Here is a 17,975-nt window from a genome sequence, read left to right on the forward strand (position 1 = left end):
CGCAGAGAGGCCCTCAATTCGGGCATCACGCCCGGACGTTACGCATGCCGCGAACGCCTCCTAGCCCCGCGAAAGGCGCCTGAGGAGCAGCGCGGACGGCACCGGGCGGGCGCCCGCGCGGGCGACGCCGTCGGCGACCTCGCGGTCGGTCGAGGCGACGATGACCGGGCGGCCGGGTGGCTCGGCGCGCACCAGCTGGCGGATCAGCTCGTCGGCGGTGACGCCCGGCTTGGAGAACAGCACCCGCACCCCGCGCGGCGGCGCGAGCAGCACCGGCGCGGCCAGCTCGGCCCCGTCGAAGACGCACGTCACCTCGGCGCCGGTCTGCGCGGCGAGCTGCGCGAGCTGGCCGAGCAGTCTCAGGCGCTGCTTCTCCAGCGGCATCTGCGGATAGCCGGTCTTGGTGACGTTGTAGCCGTCGACCACGAGATGCGCCTGCGGCAGCGCCAGCAACTGGTCGAGGACCTGGGGGTCGTCCTCGGACAGTGCGCGGGCGGCGATGTCCTTCGGGGTCATCCGGCCCGGCTCCACGGCGTCCACGGTCTCGGCCGGGCGCACCGACACCGGCGGCAGGGCCAGCTCGCGCCTGAGGCCCTGCGCGGCGTCCAGCACGGTGTCCAGCAGCAGCCGTACCCGCATGTCCTCGACGCTGCGCCCCTCGCGCGCGGCGCGGCGGGCCGCCTCCAGGGCGGCTTCCGTCTCGCCCAGCCGGGCGCGCAGCCGCCGGCTCTCGCTCTCGGCGGCGGAGATCTGGGCCTGCCCCTCCGCGCGGACGGCCTCGATCTCGCCGTGTGCCTTGCGTAGTGCCGCCTCGCCGCGTTTGACGTCGCTGTGAGCCGAGCGCAGTTTCCGGTGAAGCGAATCCGCTTCCTTCTTGGCCGAATCCAGCTCCGCGCGCAGCCGCTCGGTCTCGGCCTTGGTGTGCTCACGGGCCCGGGCCAGCTCGGTCCGCAGCCGTTCCAGCTCCGCCCGGGTCTCCTCGTCGGCCCGCTCGGCGTCGGCGCGCAGTGCCTCCTCGCCCGCAGCGGTCACCAGCTTCACCCAGCCGACCGGCCGCAGTACATAGGCCGCGGCCGCCACGTCGAGCGGGTCCGCTGCCGGGGGCGGCGAGCCGGAGTCGAGGGCGCCGGCCAGCTCCGGCTGCGCCTCTCTGAGCTTCTCCCCGATGCGCTGCCGGAACAGCGGATCGGTCTCGAGGGCCGCCGCCATGGCGTTGCCGGCGAACTTGGCCCGGCGGTTCGGGGCGAACCGGGCGTACTGCCGCAGCTGTGTGGGCAGCTCGGCGACGGTCAGCCCGCCGAAGCCGTCCGAGACGATCTGGACGACCTTGCGACGCACTCCGTCGGGCAGCGGACGGTCGAGCACCTCAGCGGCGCCGTCGCCCGGCCCCCCGCCTGTGGTCTCCGCCATCCGTCACACCCCAATGCCTGTGCGGGGCCGGCCCCCGTCAGGAGCCGGCACCCGGCCTGTCCACGAGTTCCACCTGATCCATGGCGTTGCACCAGCGGCACCGCACCGACTCGATGGTCTCACTGAGCACCTCGCGCTCCTCGACCTTCGGCTCTCCGGCCAGGTCGAGGTGGACGTACTCCACGACCTTCGACGAGCGGGTCACGTCGAACCGCGTGAGGTTGCCGCAGAGGGTGCAGCGCCACCGCGTCGCGGCGGTCGGCAGGGGAACCGTCATCGTGCCTGTGCTCTTTTCTTCTGGGCCTTCTATTGTCAGTGACGCAACCGACCTCCGCGGAGCGTGTGGCTCGTAACCCTACGGCCTGGCGGGTACTCGACGCCCGCCCGTTCGCGGCGGCGAGGCGATCTGCGGCCTCGCGTCCCGGTACGTCATGATCTGTCCATGATCGCCAACTGGAGCGCGACGGTCCGCGGGGCGAGCGGATCGGCCTGGCTGCCGTCGGCGCCGGTGACGTACGGACTGATCGCCCTGTGCTTCCTGGTCTTCCTGCTCGGCCCGGCCGCGGGGCTCAGTCCGGTGTACGGCTCCGGCGAGGAGCTGCTCGCCGCGCAGCGGGCCTACTTCCGGCGCTGGGGCGTGATCCCGGCCGAGCTGTTCCGCGACTCACCGGGGGCGGCTCTCACCCCGGCGACGGCGCTGTTCGTCCACGGCAGCTGGGTGCACCTGCTCGGCAACATGCTCTTCCTCTACGTCTTCGGGGCGATGACCGAGGAGCGGATGGGCCGTGTGCAGTTCGCCCTGTTCTACCTGGGCTGCGGCTACCTGGCCCTGCTGGGCTACGCGGCCGCCAATGCCACGTCCGAGCAGTCCCTGGTGGGGGCGTCCGGCGCGATCTCGGCGGTCCTCGGCGCGTTTCTGTTCCTGTTCCCGCGCGCGAGGGTGACCAGTCTCCTGCCGTTCCTGTTCTTTCTGCCGCTGCGGTTTCCGGCGTGGGTGGTGCTGCCGTTCTGGGCGGCGCTGCAGTGGCTGGCGGCGGGGCGGGCGGCGCAGGGGCCGGGGGTGGCGTATCTGGCGCACCTGGTGGGGTTCGGGCTGGGGTTCGTCTTTGCGTGGGCGCGGTTCGGAAAATGAGAGGCGCGCAGCGCGGCCTTGGAAGGGCGGTGGTGGGAGACGGGCGGGCCACTAAAGTGAGGGCTGCCCCTGCTCCGGCTCCCGAGGGAGAGAACCAGCCGTGATCACCGCGATCGTTCTGATCAAGACCAGCGTGGACCGGATTCCGGAGATCGCCGAGTCGATCGCTTCGCTGGAGAGCGTGAGTGAGGTGTTCTCCGTCACCGGGACGTATGACTTGATCGCCATGGTGCGGGTGAAGGAGCACGAGGAGCTGGCGGAGGTCATTCCCGGGCGGATCAGCAAGATTCCGGGGGTGGAGGGAACGGATACCCATGTGGCGTTCCGGACGTACTCGCAGCACGACCTGGAGGCGGCGTTCGCGATCGGGCTGGACTCCTGACCCGACCCGACCGCCTGAACACCGCCTCCGGGCGCTGATCGGTCAGGAACTCACACTGCTGGTACGCAACGGCCGTCCTCCGTCCGGTACTGCCACTGTGCGCCGTCCCGCACAAGCTCCTGCACCGCGTTGACGAGACGCTCGACGTGCTCGTCCGGCGTACCCGCGCCGAAGCTCACCCTGATGGCGTTGAGGGACTTCTCTCCCGGTGCGGCCTCGGGCGCGCCGCACTCGCCCTGGGTCTGCGGGTCGGTGCCCAGCAGGGTGCGGAGCAGGGGGTGGGCACAGAAGAGGCCGTCGCGGACTCCGATGCCGTACTCGGCGGAGAGGGCGGCGGCGAAGTGGGAGCTGTTCCAGCCGTCGACGACGAAGGAGAGGACGCCGACGCGCGGGGCGTCGTCGCCGAAGAGGGACAGGGTCCGGACCTCGGGGACGCCGGCGAGGCCTTGGCTGACCTTCTCGATCAGGTACCGCTCGCGGGCGACGAGCGTGTCGAAGCCCGCCTGGGTGAGGGCCTTGCAGGCGGAGGCGATGGCATAGGCGCCGACGACGTTGGGGGAACCGGCCTCGTGGCGGGCGGCCGTTTCGTGCCAGTCGACGTCCACTCCCCCGTCGGCGCGGCGGCTGACCTTGCGGCTGGCGCCGCCGCCCGCGAGGTACGGCTCGGCCGCGCGCAGCCAGTCGGCGCGGCCGGCCAGGACGCCGGAGCCGAAGGGGGCGTACAGCTTGTGGCCGGAGAAGGCGACCCAGTCGACGTCCAGGTCACGGACGCTCACCGGGTGGTGCGGGGCGAGCTGGGCGGCGTCCAGGACGACGCGGGCGCCGTGCGCGTGCGCGGCGGCGGCCAGCTCCCGTACGGGCCACACCTCGCCGGTGACGTTGGAGGCGCCGGTGACGCAGACCAGGGCCGGGCCGTGCGGGTCGCGGCCGGCCAGGGCGCGCTCCAGGGTCTCGACGGCGCGGCGGGGGCTGCTCGGGGCGTCGAGGCAGGTGACCTGGGCGTCCCGCCAGGGCAGCAGACAGGCGTGGTGCTCGGTCTCGAAGACGAAGACCTGGCAGTCGGCGGGCAGGGCCGCGGCGAGCAGGTTGAGGGAGTCGGTGGTGGAGCGGGTGAAGATCAGCTGGTCGTCGGCGCGGCAGTCCAGGAACTCGGCGACGGTCCGGCGGGCGTTCTCGAACAGGTCGGTGGAGAGCTGGGAGAGGTAGCCCGCGCCGCGGTGCACGCTGCCGTAGTAGGGCGCGTACGCCGCCACGTCGTCCCACACCCGCTGGAGCGCCGGGGCGCTGGCGGCGTAGTCGAGGGCGGCGTAGGTGACCTTGCCGCCGGTGACGAGCGGGACGGTGACATCTCTACCCAGAACGGGAAGAGGGGTGCAAACGGACTGGTCGGCGGCAGCGGTGGAGACGGACATGGGTGAACTCCCGTGAAGGCAGCCGGAATCGCCGGCGGAGAAGGTGAAAGGGGGTGTGCGGAGGCGGGGCTCTGCGGCCCTAACGCATTCGCTTGCTCACGGAAAGACTCCCTCGAACGACCAGGACCCCTGGTACTGAGCTCAATCAAGAGCGTGAGGGGTCCGCGCTTGCCGTAGACCTTGCTGCCTACGGCCTGGTCTTCACCCGGGGCACCCCGCCACGGACGGAGGGTTGCCGGACAGCCGGCCGGGGCCTTTCAGCTGTCACTCATGACCTGGTCAGGAACGTACGCGAGACGATCACCGCTCCGCAACTTCTGTCCGGATACCGGAACGAAGAAGGTGGTCCCGGTGCTTCGATCCGGTCGGCTCTTTTTCCGCCGCAGCCGCGCGCAACCACGACGGGCGAGCCCGGCGGTGCCGAGCTCACCGTCGCCCCTGAACGCTACGCGTTGCTGGCGGCCACCCAGCGGTCGAGGGCGCGCTTCGCCGCGCCCGAGTCGATCGACTCCGCCGCCTTTGCCATGCCGGCGCGGATCTGGTCAGCCAGCGGTGCCTCCGTCGGCCCCAGGGCCACCAGCGCGGCCGCCGAGTTCAGCAGCACCGCATCCCTGACGGCACCCTTCTCCCCGTTCAGCAAGCGCAGCGCCACGTCGGCGTTGTACGACGCGTCGGCGCCCCGCAGTGCCTCCACCGGGACGAGGTCGATGCCGACGTCCCGCGGGTCGAAGCTCTCCTCCGTCACCTTGCCGTCCCGGACGACCCACACCCGTGACGTGGCCGTCGTCGTCAGCTCGTCAAGACCGTCGTCGCCGCGGAACACCAGGGAGGAGTTGCCACGCTCGGCGAAGACCCCGGCCACGATCGGCGCCATACGGGGGTCGGCGACGCCGACCGCCTGGGCCTTCACCTTCGCCGGGTTGGTCAGCGGGCCGAGGACGTTGAAGATCGTCCGAATCCCCAACTGCCCACGAGCCGCGCCCGCGTGCCGCATCGCCGGGTGGAACTTCGCCGCGAAGCAGAAGGTGATCCCGGCCGCCTCGGCGACCTCCGCCACCCGCTGCACCGGCAGTTCCAGATTGACGCCGAGCTTCTCCAGCACGTCCGACGCCCCGGACGCCGACGACGCCGCCCGGTTCCCGTGCTTGACGACCTTCGCGCCCGTACCGGCGACGACGATCGCCGACATGGTGGAGATGTTGACCGTCTTGGCCCCGTCGCCACCCGTGCCGACGATGTCGACCGTGGCTCCCGGCACCTCGATCACGTTCGCGTGCTCGTACATCGCCCGCACGAAGCCGGCGATCTCGGCGACGGTCTCCCCCTTGCCGCGCAGCGCCACCACGAACCCGGCGATCTGCGCGTCGGTCGCCTCGCCGCGCATGACCAGGTCCATCGCCCAGGCGGTGTCGTCCGCGGACAGGTCCCGGCCGTCCAGCAGGCCGTTCAGCAGGGCGGGCCAGGTGCGGCCCGCCGCGTTGTCGCCTCCAGCGGGGGTCACAGCGCTCATCAGCCGCTCCTGGTCGTCGTAGAAACACATTCGTCGACACACATCGGTGTGGTTCCCCACCCTATCCAGCCACGGGCACGGCGAAGGGCCCCGTCCGAACACCGGACGGGGCCCTTTACCGTGGCGTGGCGAGCTGAGCGCAGCGATCAGTGGTGGCCGTGGCCGCTCGTGATCTCCTTGTACTCCTCGGAGGTCGGCTTCGGGATCTGGGCCTCCTCGCCGTAGTACGCGTTGCTGAGCTTGGCGCGCAGCCGCTCGGAGCCCGTCACCTTGCGCCGGACACCGTTCTCGTCGACCGTCGGGCCGATCTCGACCGGCTTGTACTGCTCGTGCGCGGTGAGCGTGTGCAGCTGGTCCTGGCTGAGCGGCTCGTGCACCTCGATGAACTCACCGTGCGGCAGCCGCTTGATGATGCCCGACTCGCGGCCGTGCAGCACCTTCTCGCGGTCCCGGCGCTGCAGGCCGAGGCAGATCCGCTTGGTGATGATGAACGCGGCGACCGGTCCGGCGAAGAACCCGATGCGGACGAACCAGGTGACCGCGTTGAGCGAGAGATGGAAGTGTGTGGCCACGATGTCGTTGCCGCCGCCGATCAGCATGATCATGTACGCGGTGACCCAGGCGACGCCGAAGCCCGTACGGGTCGGGGCGTTGCGCGGCCGGTCCAGGATGTGGTGCTCGCGCTTGTCCCCGGTGACCCAGGACTCGATGAACGGATAGAGCGCGATCACGCCGAGGAAGATACCGAAGACCACCAGCGGGATGAACACGCCCAGGACGAGTGTGTGGCCCCAGATGTTGATCTCCCAGCCCGGCATGGCACGGACGAGTCCCTCGGCGAAGCCCATGTACCAGTCGGGCTGGGCACCCGTCGACACCTGGTCGGGGCGGTACGGGCCCAGGACCCAGATCGGGTTGACGGTCACCAGGCCGGCCAGGGCGGCGATGAAGCCGAAGACCAGGAAGAAGTAGCCCCCGGCCTTGGCCATGTAGACCGGCAGCAGCGGCATGCCGACGACGTTCTTGTTGGTGCGTCCGGGACCCGCGAACTGGGTGTGCTTGTGGTAGACGACCAGGATCAGGTGGCCGACCACGAGCCCGAGCATGATGCCCGGCAGCAGCAGGATGTGGATCGAGTAGAACCGGGCGACGAAGTCGTGGCCGGGGAACTCCCCGCCGAACAGGAACATCGAGATGTACGTGCCGACGACCGGCACGGACAGGATCGCGCCCTGGGTGAAGCGGACACCGGTGCCGGAGAGCAGGTCGTCCGGGAGCGAGTAGCCGGTGAAACCGGTGAACATGCCCAGGACGAACAGCAGGAAGCCGAACAGCCAGTTGATCTCACGCGGCTTGCGGAACGCGCCGGTGAAGAACACGCGCATCATGTGCACGAACATGCCGGCGAGGAAGATGATCGCCGCCCAGTGGTGGATCTGCCGCATGAGCAGACCACCGCGCACGTCGAAGGAGATGTGCAGGGTCGAGCTGAAGGCCTCGCTCATCAGCTGTCCCTGCAGCGGGACGTAACTGCCGTGGTACTCCACCTCGTTCATCGACGGGTGGAAGAACAGCGTCAGATACACACCCGTGAGGATGATGATGATGAAGCTGTAGAGGCAGATCTCGCCCAGCATGAAGGACCAGTGGTCCGGGAAGATCTTGCGCATGTTGGCCTTGGCCAGGGAGTAGATCCCGAGGCGGCCGTCGGCCCAGTCGGCGACCCGCTCGCCCGCGGGTGCCTTGCGGCGTTCATTTGCAGTGCTCATCCGCGCTCCCAGAAAGCAGGACCGACGGGCTCCGCGAAGTCGCCGAGCGCCTCAAGGTAGCCCTCGTCGTTCACACCGATGCGCAGCTGCGGCAAGGCGTGACCGGCGGGGCCGAAGATCACCCGGGCACCGTCGGAGAGGTCGAAGGTGGACTGGTGGCAGGGGCAGAGCACGTGGTGCGTCTGCTGCTCGTACAGGGAGATCGGGCAACCGACGTGGGTGCAGATCTTCGAATAGGCGACGATGCCCTCGTGCGACCACTCGAGCTCGCGCTTGTCCTTGATGTCGGCCGGCTGAAGCCGGACGATCATCAGGGCGGCCTTGGCGATCTCGTCCTGGAACTCCTCGTCGTGCTCCTCCAGGCCCTCGGGCTTGGCGAAGGTGAGCGAGCCGACCGCGACGTCGGACGGACGCAGCGGCTCGTTCGTGTTCATGTTCACGAGCAGCTTGCCCCTGGACCACAGGGTGTGGCGCAGCTTGGTCCCGGGCAGCGGACCCAGGTCGCGCAGTAGGACGACGCCGGACAGCGGCACCAGCGTGAGCGCGCCGAGCATCGTGGTGCGGATCAGCCTGCGACGACCGATCACGGACTCCTTGGCGCCCTCCTTGAAGTCCTCGTGGACCTTCGTGCGGACCTCGGGCGTGGCCTCGATCGGGTGCCGCTCGTCGGCGATCTCCACGTCGGACATCAGGGTGCGGGCCCAGTGGACCGCGCCCGCGCCGATGCAGAACAGCGCACCGCCCAGGGTCAGGCCCAGTGCGAAGTTCAGCGCGTTGATGTGGCCGAGCGGGAAGACGTAGATCGACTTGTCGTGCGGGATCGCCACGAACGAGGCGATGAAGCCGATGGTGGCCAGCATCGACACCGTGAACAGCAGGGCCACCGAACGCTCGGACCGCTTGGCGGCCCGCTCGTCGATGTCCTGGATCCGGTGCTCGTGGGGCGGCAGCCCCGGGTCGGCGAACGGGTCCTTCTCGTCCGCGACGCCTACCGCGCCGTGCGCGTCCTCCTGCTCAGCGGGCAGGTTCTCTTCGGGAATGTCTTGGCTACTCATGACTTCTTGGCCTTTGCGGTCCGAGCGGCGACCCATACGGCGACGGCGATCAGCCCGCCGAGCCCGAAGACCCAGCCGAACAGACCCTCACTGACCGGCCCGAGGCCGCCCAGCGCGAGACCGCCGGGGCTCACCGTCTCGTCACCGTTGACCGCGTTCAGGTACGCGATGATGTCCTTCTTGTTCTTCTCCGTCAGCGTCGTGTCGGGGAAGGACGGCATGTTCTGCGGGCCGGTCTGCATGGCCTCGTAGATGTGCTTCGGGGCGACGCCCCCGAGGGCCGGCGCGTACTTGCCGTGCGTCAGCGCACCACCCTGACCGGTGAAGTTGTGGCACTGCGCGCAGTTGGTGCGGAACAGCTCGCCGCCCTTGGCGATGTCCGCGCCCTCCGGGCTGTACTTGTCCTCCGTCGGGATGGCCGGGCCGGCGCCGAGCGAGGCGATGTAGGCCGCGAGCTGGTCGATCTGGGGCTGCGAGTAGATCGGCCTCTTTTGCGGGATCTGAGCGCCCGGCTGCTGGGCGGGCATACGGCCGGTGCCCACCTGGAAGTCGACGGCCGCGGCGCCCACGCCCACCAGGCTCGGACCGTCGGAGCTGCCCTGACCGCCGGTGCCGTGGCAGCTGGCACAGCCTACGGCGTAGAGCTTCTGGCCCTGTTCGATGGCGAGGGACTGGGCTGTTTCATCGGCCTTCGCCTTGTCCGTGGGTGCGACAAAGACGTACAGCCCCCCGGTGCATGCCAGCGCGAGGAGTAGGACGACGACTGCCGCCAATGGGTGGCGTCGTCGTGCGGAGAGCTTTTTCACGGATTACCCCGGTGTCAGGATCTTCTGCGTCGATGCTTCTGTTGGTGCGCTTCTCGGAGCGCGTCGGGCCCGGGCTACTTGATCATGTAGATCGTGGCGAAGAGGCCGATCCAGACGACATCGACGAAGTGCCAGTAGTAGGACACGACGATGGCTGCCGTCGCCTGCTCGTGGGTGAACCTCCGGGCCGCGTAGGTACGGCCGAGGACGAACAGGAAGGCGATGAGGCCGCCCGTCACGTGCATGCCGTGGAAGCCGGTCGTCAGGTAGAAGACCGAGCCGTACGGGTCGGAGGAGAGCGAGAGGCCCTCGTGCTTCACCAGCTCCGTGTACTCGAAGACCTGTCCGCCGATGAAGATCGCACCCATGATGAAGGTGACGATGAACCAGCCCCGGAGCTTCTTCACGTCACCGCGCTCGGCGGCGAACACGCCGAGCTGGCAGGTGAGGGAGGAGAGCACCAGGATCGTGGTGTTGGCCGCCGAGAACGGGAAGTTCAGGCTGGAGGCCATTTCCTTCCAGTGGTCGGCACCCGTCACCGACCGCAGGGTGAAGTACATCGCGAAGAGGGCCGCGAAGAACATCAGCTCGGAACTCAACCAGATGATGGTTCCGACACTGGTGAGGTTCGGCCGGTTGACCGACGGGTGCGCGTGCCCGGAATCTACTGTCGTTGCTGTCGCCACGCCGACATTATGTCGGTCGCTTATCCCGCCCTCACTCCCGGGGGTGCCGTTCGGAGTGTCTTGGCTGTTCGTACCGGTGTTGACGGGGTGTGCGAGGGGGTAGCATCCGCGGCATCGGTCCTGTCCGTACGACGCTGACGTCTCGGAGGAACTATGCAGCCGACCGCCACGGTGCTGGTCTACAGCAGCAACTCCAACACCCGCGAACAGGTGCGGCTGGCCACGGGGCGGCGGCCGGCGCCGGATGTGCCTGTGGTGGAGTTCGTGGAGTGTGCGACTCCGGGGGCTGTTGTCAAGGAGCTGGAGAAGGGCGGGATCGACGTCTGTGTGCTGGACGGGGAGGCCGTGCCGATGGGGGGCATGGGGGTGTGCCGGCAGATCAAGGACGAGATCTTCGAGTGTCCGCCGGTGCTGCTGTTGATCGGGCGGCCACAGGATGCGTGGCTGGCCACGTGGAGCCGGGCTGAGGCGGCGGTGACGTTGCCGGTGGAGCCGGTGGAGTTTGCGGCGGCGTTGGCTTCTCTGTTGCGGTCGAAGAGGTTGCAGAGCGCCTAGCTCAGATGCTCTGCGGCCTCAGCCTGGCCCGCTCCTCAGGGCCCGGGCCCGCTGGGTCGCCGGCTATCAGGGCGCTGCCCTTGCGCCAGCTTTTCCAGGTGAGGTTCCAGTCGCCGAAGCCGTTGCCGAAGGGGGCCATCGTGTCGCCGCCCGAGTTGACGACCTCGACGATGTCTCCCTGGCTGATGTTGTCGTAGAACCACTTGGCGTTGTCGGTGCTCATGCCGGTGCAGCCGTGGCTGACGTTGGCGTACCCCTGGGAACCCGTGGACCAGGGGGCGGCGTGGACGTACTCGCCGCTGTTGGTGACCCTGACGGAGTGGTGGACGATCAGGTCGTAGAAGTCCGAGGCTCCGATGCTGGCGCTGGTCATGCGGACGGTGCCCTCCTTGGCCAGGACGACCTTGACACCGTTGCGGGTGGCGTAGCCGGGCTTGCCCGTGGTGACCGGGATCTGCTTGACGACCTCGCCGTTCCTGGTGACGGTCATCTGGTGCGCGGCGGCGTCCGTGACGGCTATGACCTGGTCCCCCGTGGTGATCGTGAGCGGCTTGGCCCTGCCGCCCCAGAGGCGGTCGCTGATCTTGATGCCGTCCAGGTTGCTGCGGACCTGCACGGTGGCGTGGGTGGGCCAGTACTCCTTGGGGCGGTAGTGGAGCTCCTTGGCGTCCACCCAGTGCCAGGCGCCGTCCACGGCGGGCATGGAGTCGACCTTCAGGGCCTTCTCGACGACGGCACGCTGTGCGGGGTCCTTGACGGGCTGGTTCAGCTTTGCGGTGATCGGCTGGCCGACGCCGTACCGGCCCGCCTTGGGGCCGAACTTCACGGTCAGGCGCTTCTTGGTGCTGGGCCTGCCGGTGTCGAAGGTGAGGACCTTGCGGCCGGGCGCCCCGTGCTCGCCCTCGGTGCTCACGCGGACCGTGTAGCGGGCGTTGGCGGCGAGCGGCGAGGTGCTGTGCCAGCGGGCGCCGTCGGCCGACAGTTCGCCCGCGAGGTAGCGGCCTGTGGCGTCCACGGCCGTGACGTCCGTGATGCGGCCGTCGGAGCCCTCGGCGACGACCTCCAGAGGCTTGTCCGGGTCGGCCTTCTTGCCGGCGCCGGAGGGGCCGCTGAAGGATATCTGGTCGGCCGCGTCGTAGGGGCGGGCGGTCAGCGGGTTGCCGTCCGAGCCGCAGGCGGTGACGCCCGCGCAGAGGGCGATCACCAGCAGCGTGCAGCTGACGACGGTGCGGGGGCGGGGTCTCTGGCTCATGGATTCAACGTAGGAAGCCATGTCAACCACGGCACGCCGGGTGACTCGTACGAGTGACCCGTATTGCGGCAAAAGCAGGAGCCCGGACGCTCCTGACGGAGTGTCCGGGCCCCGGAAGAGCGGCTCACCTGTTACTGCGTGCGGTTCTCACCGCGGTAGTACTCGAAGACCCAGCCCCAGAGGCCGACCAGGATCAGCGGCGCCGAGAAGTACAGCAGCCACCAGCCGATCGCGACGGCCAGGAAGGCGAGTGCTCCACCGATGCCGAGGGCCAGCGGCTGCCAGCTGTGCGGGCTGAAGAACCCGACCTCGCCGGCGTCGTCCGCGACGTCCGCCTCCCTGTTGTCCTGTGCGCCGACGTCGACCCGCTTGGCCGTGAAGCCGAGGTAGAAGCCGACCATGATGCACAGGCCGAAGGCCAGGAAGAGGGCCGTGGTGCCGGCCGGCTCCTTCGACCAGACGCCATAGACGACAGCCATGGCGAGGACGAAGACGCTCAGCCACATGAACATCTTGCCCTGGATCTTCACTTGCCGGCCTCCTTGCCCCCAGCGAGGGCCTTCTCGCCGTGCCCGACGTTCTCAAGCTCGTCGAGTGCGGCGATCTCGGGGTGGTGCAGGTCGAACGCCGGGGATTCACTGCGGATCCGCGGCAGGGTGAGGAAGTTGTGCCGCGGCGGCGGGCAGGAGGTCGCCCACTCCAGCGAACGGCCGTAGCCCCACGGGTCGTCGACCTCGATCTTCTTGCCGTACTTGGCGGTCTTCCACACGTTGTAGAAGAACGGCAGGATCGACATGCCGAGCAGGAACGAGCTGATCGTCGAGATCGTGTTCAGGGCGGTGAAGCCGTCGGCCGCCAGGTAGTCGGCGTACCGGCGCGGCATGCCCTCGGCGCCCAGCCAGTGCTGGACCAGGAACGTGCCGTGGAAGCCGATGAAAAGCGTCCAGAAGGTGATCTTGCCGAGCCGCTCGTCGAGCATCTTGCCGGTGAACTTCGGCCACCAGAAGTGGAAGCCGGAGAACATCGCGAAGACGACGGTGCCGAAGACCACGTAGTGGAAGTGCGCCACCACGAAGTACGAGTCGGAGACGTGGAAGTCCATCGGCGGCGAGGCCAGGATGACACCGGTCAGACCACCGAACGTGAAGGTGATCAGGAAGCCGGTCGCCCAGAGCATCGGCGTCTCGAAGGAGAGCGAGCCCTTCCACATCGTTCCGATCCAGTTGAAGAACTTCACGCCCGTTGGTACAGCGATGAGGAACGTCATGAAGGAGAAGAAGGGAAGCAGCACGCCACCGGTGACGTACATGTGGTGCGCCCACACCGTCACGGACAGACCGGCGATGGCGATCGTCGCGCCGATGAGGCCCATGTAGCCGAACATCGGCTTGCGGCTGAAGACCGGGATGACCTCGGAGATGATGCCGAAGAACGGCAACGCGATGATGTACACCTCTGGATGGCCGAAGAACCAGAAGAGGTGTTGCCATAGCAAGGCGCCGCCGTTGGCCGCGTCGAAGACGTGCGCACCGAACTTGCGGTCCGCCTCCAGCGCGAAGAGCGCCGCCGCCAGGACGGGGAAGGCCAGCAGGACCAGCACGGCGGTCAGCAGCACGTTCCAGCAGAAGATCGGCATGCGGAACATGGTCATGCCCGGGGCGCGCATGCAGATGATGGTGGTGATGAAGTTGACCGAGCCGAGGATGGTGCCGAAGCCGGAGAAGGCCAGGCCCATGATCCACATGTCGGCGCCGAGGCCCGGCGAGCGGACCGCGTCCGACAGCGGGCTGTAGGCGAACCAGCCGAAGTCGGCCGCGCCCTGCGGGGTGAGGAAGCCACCGACCGCGATCAGCGAGCCGAAGAGGTAGAGCCAGTAGGCGAGCATGTTCAGCCGCGGGAACGCCACGTCGGGCGCGCCGATCTGCAGCGGCATGATCCAGTTCGTGAAACCGGCGAACAGCGGCGTCGCGAACATCAGCAGCATGATCGTGCCGTGCATCGTGAACGCCTGGTTGAACTGCTCGTTCGACATGATCTGCAGGCCCGGGCGGGCCAGCTCGGCGCGCATGAGCAGTGCCATGACGCCGCCGATCACGAAGAACGCGAAGGACGTGACCAGATACAGCGTTCCGATGGTCTTGTGGTCGGTGGTGGTGAGCCACTTGACCACGACATTGCCGGGCTGCTTGCGCCGTACCGGCAGCTCGTCGGCGTAACTGCCTTCAGCTGCCGAGGCACCCTGGGGTTCGTTGAGGATGCTCACAGGTTTGTCGTCTCCCGGTTCTTCTCGGGGCCCGTCTGCGCGATGCCCGAGGGAACGTAACCGGTCTGCCCCTTCTTGGCGAGGTCCTGCAGATGCTGCTCGTAGCGCTCGGGGGAGACGACCTTCACGTTGAACAGCATCCGGGAATGGTCGACGCCGCACAGCTCGGCGCACTTGCCCATGAAGGTGCCCTCCCTGTTGGGGGTCACCTGGAAGGTGTTGGTGTGGCCCGGGATGACGTCCATCTTCATCAGGAACGGCACCGTCCAGAAGGAGTGGATGACGTCCCGAGAGGTCAGGATGAACCGGACGGTCTTGCCCTTGGGCAGCCACAGGGTCGGACCCGGGTTGCCGGTCTGGGGGTTCCGGGTGGCCGGCGTACCGACGTCGTAGACGCCGCCGGCGTTCGCCGGGAAGTCCTTCTTGAACCGGTCCGGAATGGCGTCCAGGTTCTTGTCGGTCTTCGCGTTGCCGGTGGAGCCGTCGACGTTCTCGATGTAGTTGAACGCCCAGCTCCACTGGTAGCCGACGACGTTGACGGTGACGTCCGGCTTCTTCTTCAAGCTGAGCAGCTCGGACTCGTCACGGGCGGTGAAGTAGAACAGCACCGAGACGATGATGAGCGGGACCACGGTGTACAGGGCCTCGATGGGCATGTTGTACCGGGTCTGCGGGGGGACCTCGACCTTGGTGCGGCTGCGCCGGTGGAAGAACGCACTCCAGCAGATCAAGCCCCACACCAGCACGCCCACGGCGAGCGCGGCAGCCCATGAGCCCTGCCACAGGGAGAGGATCCGCGGACCCTCTTCCGTGGTCGGGGTGGGCATACCCAGGCGGGGGAAGTCCTCCGATGTGCAACCTGTGGCGGTCGCCAGGACCAGGCCCGCGGTCAGTGCCTGCAGCAGCTTCCGCCGCATCGGGCGCCGCGGCGAGCGGTCGGAGCCGTTGGGACTCACGTAGCGCCTTCCCGAGAGTCTCGCCCGCGCGGATCGGCTGCGGCCTGGCCTTCTCGCTGGTCGGTCGCCGCCCTGCGTCGGGCAGGGGTTTGGATGTTTATGCGGACCAAACCCTAGCCGACGCCCTCCGGGGGTTCTCGAGGAGGGGGTGCCATACGCGCCGCGGGTCACGCCGGGCGCCTAATAGCTCGGGGGTTCGGTGAGTCGGCGACTGCCGGTCTCGTCTGGTCTCGTCGTGGCCGGGCGCGCGGTTTCCCGCGCCCCTGTAAAGCTGCCGCACGCTTTAACGTGGCTGTGTGGGCTACTTCGACGCTGCTTCCAGTGCTCCTCTTCATTCCGTTGCCCGGCAGGCGTTTCAGGCCTCACTCGATGAGGGGTGGGCCGACCCTGCACGCCTCTATCGGGAGGGGCGGCGGGCTCGGATGTTGCTGGATGCCGCTCGGGAGACCGTCGCCGAGGCTGTGGGGTGCCGGGCGGACGAGGTGGTGTTCACGTCGTCGGGTACGCGGGCCGTGCACTCGGGTGTCACGGGGGCGTTGGCGGGGCGTCACCGGATTGGGCGGCACCTGATCGTGTCGGCTGTGGAACATTCGTCCGTGCTCCATGCGGCTGACGCGCACGAGGCCGGCGGCGGGAGCGTCACCCAGGTCGCGGTGGACCGTGCGGGGGCGGTGACCGCCGAGTCGTACGTCGCCGCCCTTCGGCCCGACACCGCGCTGGCCTGTCTGCAGTCGGCCAATCACGAGGTGGGGACCGAGCAGCCGGTCGCGGAGTTGGCGGCGGCGTGCCGGGGGGCCGGGGTGCCGTTGCTGGTGGATGCGGCGCAGTCGTTGGGGTGGGGGCGGGTCGAGGGTGACTGGTCGTTGTTGACGGCCAGTGCGCACAAGTGGGGCGGGCCGGCGGGGGTCGGGCTGCTGGTCGTGCGCAAGGGGGTGCGGTTCGCGGCTCAAGGGCCGGTGGACGAGCGGGAGTCGGGGCGGGCGGCCGGTTTCGAGAACATTCCGGCGATCGTGGCCGCGGCGGCGTCCCTGCGGGCGGTGCGGGCCGAGGCGGCCCAGGTGGCGGTGCGGCTGCGGGCGCTGACGGACCGGATCCGGGCGCGGGTGCCGGAGCTGGTGCCGGACGTGGAGGTGGTCGGGGACCCGGTGCGCCGGCTGCCCGGGATCGTCACTTTCTCGTGTCTCTATGTCGACGGGGAGACATTGCTGCACGCTCTGGACCGGGAGGGTTTCTCCGTCTCGTCCGGATCGTCCTGCACCAGCAGCACGCTGACGCCGAGCCATGTACTGAAGGCGATGGGCGTGCTCAGCGAGGGCAACGTACGGGTGTCCCTGCCGCCCGGGACACCGGCGGAGGACGTCGACCGGTTCCTGGAGGTGCTTCCGGGGGCGGTGGCCGGGGTGCGGGAGCAGTTGGGGGCGCCGGTGCCGACGGAGGTCGTACGGGAGCAGCAGTCCCTCACCGTGGACGCCGTCGGCAAACGCTGCCCGATCCCGGTGATCGAACTGGCCAAGGTCATCGGCGACGTCCCCGTGGGCGGCACGATCCGCGTCCTCGCCGACGACGAGGCGGCCCGCCTGGACATCCCGGCGTGGTGCGAGATGCGGGGCCAGGAGTACGTGGGAGAGGAACCGGCGGACCGAGGAACGGCGTATTTGATCCGCCGGACGACCTGACCTACCCAGGGGCGCGGGGCTGTGTCGATGTGCGGCTCCGCCGCGTGGGCGCGACCAGCCCACGCGGCCCGCACACGACAACGCTCCTGCCCAGGCAGACGAGTAGTCGCGCAGCCCCTCAGACCAGGTGCGCCTGCACTTCCCCGGCCGCCTCATCCCCGTACGCCTTCGTGAACCGCTCCATGAAGTGCGCCCGGCTCAGCTGGTACTCCTGCGTGCCCACGGTCTCGATGACCAGCGTGGCGAGCATGCAGCCGACCTGGGCCGCACGCTCCAGGGAGACCTCCCAGGCCAGCCCCGACAGGAACCCGGCGCGGAAGGCGTCGCCGACACCCGTGGGGTCGGCCTTGCGCTCCTCCTCCGGCGTGCCGACCTCGATCGGGTCGTCGCCGACCCGCTCGATGCGTACGCCGCGCGCGCCCAGCGTGGTCACACGGTGCCCGACGCGGGACAGGATCTCGGCGTCCGACCAGCCGGTCTTCTGCTCGATGAGTCCCTTCTCGTACTCGTTCGAGAAGAGGTACGTCGCCCCGTCCAGCAGGATGCGGATCTCCTCGCCGTCCATGCGGGAGATCTGCTGGGAGAAGTCGGCGGCGAACGGGATGGACCGCGTGCGGCACTCCTCGGTGTGCCGGAGCATCGCCTCCGGGTCGTCTGCGCCGATGAGGACCAGGTCGAGGCCGCCGACCCGGTCGGCGACGGTCTTCAGCTCGATGAGGCGGGCCTCGCTCATGGCACCGGTGTAGAAGGAGCCGATCTGGTTGTGGTCGGCGTCGGTCGTGCACACGAAGCGGGCGGTGTGCAGCGTCTCGGAGATGCGGACCGAGCCGGTTTCGACGCCGTGCCGGTCCAGCCAGGCGCGGTACTCGTCGAAGTCGGCGCCGGCGGCGCCGACCAGGATCGGCCGGGTGCCGAGCTGGCCCATGCCGAACGCGATGTTCGCGCCGACACCGCCCCGGCGCACGTCGAGGTTGTCGACCAGGAAGGAGAGCGAGACCGTGTGCAGCTGGTCCGCGACGAGCTGGTCGGAGAAGCGACCCGGGAAGGTCATGAGGTGGTCGGTGGCGATGGAGCCGGTGACTGCGATGCGCACGGCGTTGAGTCTCCTGGA

The 17,975-nt window shown here is 68.9% G+C and carries 16 protein-coding genes, 1 pseudogene and 1 riboswitch; of the genes and pseudogenes, 4 read left to right on the forward strand and 13 right to left on the reverse strand.

Annotation, left to right across the window (positions count from 1 at the left end):
• Positions 1 to 60: 60 nt before the first annotated feature.
• Both H8R17_RS28670 and H8R17_RS28675 read right to left on the reverse strand, forming a co-directional pair.
• Entirely contained in the window at positions 61 to 1,410 is a 1,350-nt protein-coding gene (locus H8R17_RS28670; RefSeq protein WP_187826125.1) for an NYN domain-containing protein, read from the reverse strand.
• A gap of 37 nt (positions 1,411 to 1,447) precedes the next feature.
• Positions 1,448 to 1,687, reverse strand: coding sequence for a hypothetical protein (locus H8R17_RS28675; protein ID WP_187826126.1), 240 nt, complete (start codon positions 1,685 to 1,687; stop codon positions 1,448 to 1,450).
• Between the two features lie 165 nt (positions 1,688 to 1,852).
• Between H8R17_RS28675 and H8R17_RS28680 the strand changes: the two are divergent.
• Together H8R17_RS28680 and H8R17_RS28685 are read left to right on the forward strand one after the other, a co-directional pair.
• A pseudogene (locus H8R17_RS28680) lies at positions 1,853 to 2,646 on the forward strand (rhomboid family intramembrane serine protease).
• Positions 2,643 to 2,924: an Lrp/AsnC family transcriptional regulator gene (locus H8R17_RS28685; protein ID WP_187826127.1), complete on the forward strand. Its 282-nt coding sequence runs from the start codon at positions 2,643 to 2,645 to the stop codon at positions 2,922 to 2,924. The pseudogene H8R17_RS28680 and the gene H8R17_RS28685 overlap by 4 nt, the downstream one beginning before the upstream one ends.
• 50 nt (positions 2,925 to 2,974) lie before the next feature.
• On the opposite strand, the gene H8R17_RS28690 is transcribed toward H8R17_RS28685, so the two are convergent.
• From H8R17_RS28690 to H8R17_RS28715, 6 genes are all read right to left on the reverse strand, one after another.
• A complete protein-coding gene (locus tag H8R17_RS28690; protein ID WP_187826128.1) occupies positions 2,975 to 4,336 on the reverse strand; it encodes an aminotransferase class V-fold PLP-dependent enzyme in 1,362 nt (453 codons plus the stop codon).
• A gap of 159 nt (positions 4,337 to 4,495) precedes the next feature.
• Positions 4,496 to 4,612: riboswitch (SAM riboswitch) on the reverse strand.
• Between the two features lie 169 nt (positions 4,613 to 4,781).
• Positions 4,782 to 5,846 (reverse strand): anthranilate phosphoribosyltransferase, encoded by a 1,065-nt coding sequence (trpD, locus tag H8R17_RS28695; RefSeq protein WP_187826129.1) that lies wholly within the window; start codon positions 5,844 to 5,846, stop codon positions 4,782 to 4,784.
• Between the two features lie 146 nt (positions 5,847 to 5,992).
• On the reverse strand, positions 5,993 to 7,615 hold the full coding sequence (locus H8R17_RS28700; protein WP_187826130.1) for a cytochrome bc complex cytochrome b subunit: 1,623 nt from the start codon (positions 7,613 to 7,615) through the stop codon (positions 5,993 to 5,995).
• Positions 7,612 to 8,670: a ubiquinol-cytochrome c reductase iron-sulfur subunit gene (locus H8R17_RS28705; RefSeq protein ID WP_187826131.1), complete on the reverse strand. Its 1,059-nt coding sequence runs from the start codon at positions 8,668 to 8,670 to the stop codon at positions 7,612 to 7,614. The genes H8R17_RS28700 and H8R17_RS28705 overlap by 4 nt, the downstream gene beginning before the upstream one ends.
• Positions 8,667 to 9,476 carry a c-type cytochrome gene (locus H8R17_RS28710; RefSeq protein WP_187826132.1) on the reverse strand — a complete coding sequence of 270 codons (810 nt, stop codon included), beginning with the start codon at positions 9,474 to 9,476 and terminating at the stop codon, positions 8,667 to 8,669. The genes H8R17_RS28705 and H8R17_RS28710 overlap by 4 nt, the downstream gene beginning before the upstream one ends.
• A 74-nt stretch (positions 9,477 to 9,550) precedes the next feature.
• Positions 9,551 to 10,162 (reverse strand): heme-copper oxidase subunit III, encoded by a 612-nt coding sequence (locus H8R17_RS28715; RefSeq protein WP_187826133.1) that lies wholly within the window; start codon positions 10,160 to 10,162, stop codon positions 9,551 to 9,553.
• A 153-nt stretch (positions 10,163 to 10,315) separates the two neighbouring features.
• On the opposite strand from H8R17_RS28715, the gene H8R17_RS28720 reads away from it, so the two are divergent.
• Complete coding sequence (locus H8R17_RS28720) at positions 10,316 to 10,717, forward strand: response regulator transcription factor (RefSeq protein WP_187826134.1); 402 nt, start codon at positions 10,316 to 10,318, stop codon at positions 10,715 to 10,717.
• A gap of 1 nt (position 10,718) precedes the next feature.
• On the opposite strand, the gene H8R17_RS28725 is transcribed toward H8R17_RS28720, so the two are convergent.
• The 4 genes from H8R17_RS28725 to coxB form a co-directional block, all read right to left on the reverse strand.
• Positions 10,719 to 11,969: an Ig-like domain-containing protein gene (locus H8R17_RS28725; RefSeq protein WP_187826135.1), complete on the reverse strand. Its 1,251-nt coding sequence runs from the start codon at positions 11,967 to 11,969 to the stop codon at positions 10,719 to 10,721.
• A gap of 131 nt (positions 11,970 to 12,100) precedes the next feature.
• Entirely contained in the window at positions 12,101 to 12,499 is a 399-nt protein-coding gene (locus tag H8R17_RS28730) for a cytochrome c oxidase subunit 4 (RefSeq protein WP_187826136.1), read from the reverse strand.
• Positions 12,496 to 14,232 carry a cytochrome c oxidase subunit I gene (ctaD, locus tag H8R17_RS28735; RefSeq protein ID WP_187826137.1) on the reverse strand — a complete coding sequence of 579 codons (1,737 nt, stop codon included), beginning with the start codon at positions 14,230 to 14,232 and terminating at the stop codon, positions 12,496 to 12,498. The genes H8R17_RS28730 and ctaD overlap by 4 nt, the downstream gene beginning before the upstream one ends.
• Positions 14,229 to 15,188: a cytochrome c oxidase subunit II gene (coxB, locus tag H8R17_RS28740; protein WP_187826138.1), complete on the reverse strand. Its 960-nt coding sequence runs from the start codon at positions 15,186 to 15,188 to the stop codon at positions 14,229 to 14,231. The genes ctaD and coxB overlap by 4 nt, the downstream gene beginning before the upstream one ends.
• A 296-nt stretch (positions 15,189 to 15,484) precedes the next feature.
• On the opposite strand from coxB, the gene H8R17_RS28745 reads away from it, so the two are divergent.
• Positions 15,485 to 16,864: a cysteine desulfurase/sulfurtransferase TusA family protein gene (locus H8R17_RS28745; RefSeq protein ID WP_187826139.1), complete on the forward strand. Its 1,380-nt coding sequence runs from the start codon at positions 15,485 to 15,487 to the stop codon at positions 16,862 to 16,864.
• A gap of 118 nt (positions 16,865 to 16,982) precedes the next feature.
• On the opposite strand, the gene H8R17_RS28750 is transcribed toward H8R17_RS28745, so the two are convergent.
• Positions 16,983 to 17,957 (reverse strand): carbohydrate kinase family protein, encoded by a 975-nt coding sequence (locus H8R17_RS28750; RefSeq protein ID WP_187826140.1) that lies wholly within the window; start codon positions 17,955 to 17,957, stop codon positions 16,983 to 16,985.
• Between the last annotated feature and the right edge of the window lie 18 nt (positions 17,958 to 17,975).

This window comes from Streptomyces sp. TRM68367 (assembly GCF_014495685.1).
Lineage (GTDB): Bacteria > Actinomycetota > Actinomycetes > Streptomycetales > Streptomycetaceae > Streptomyces.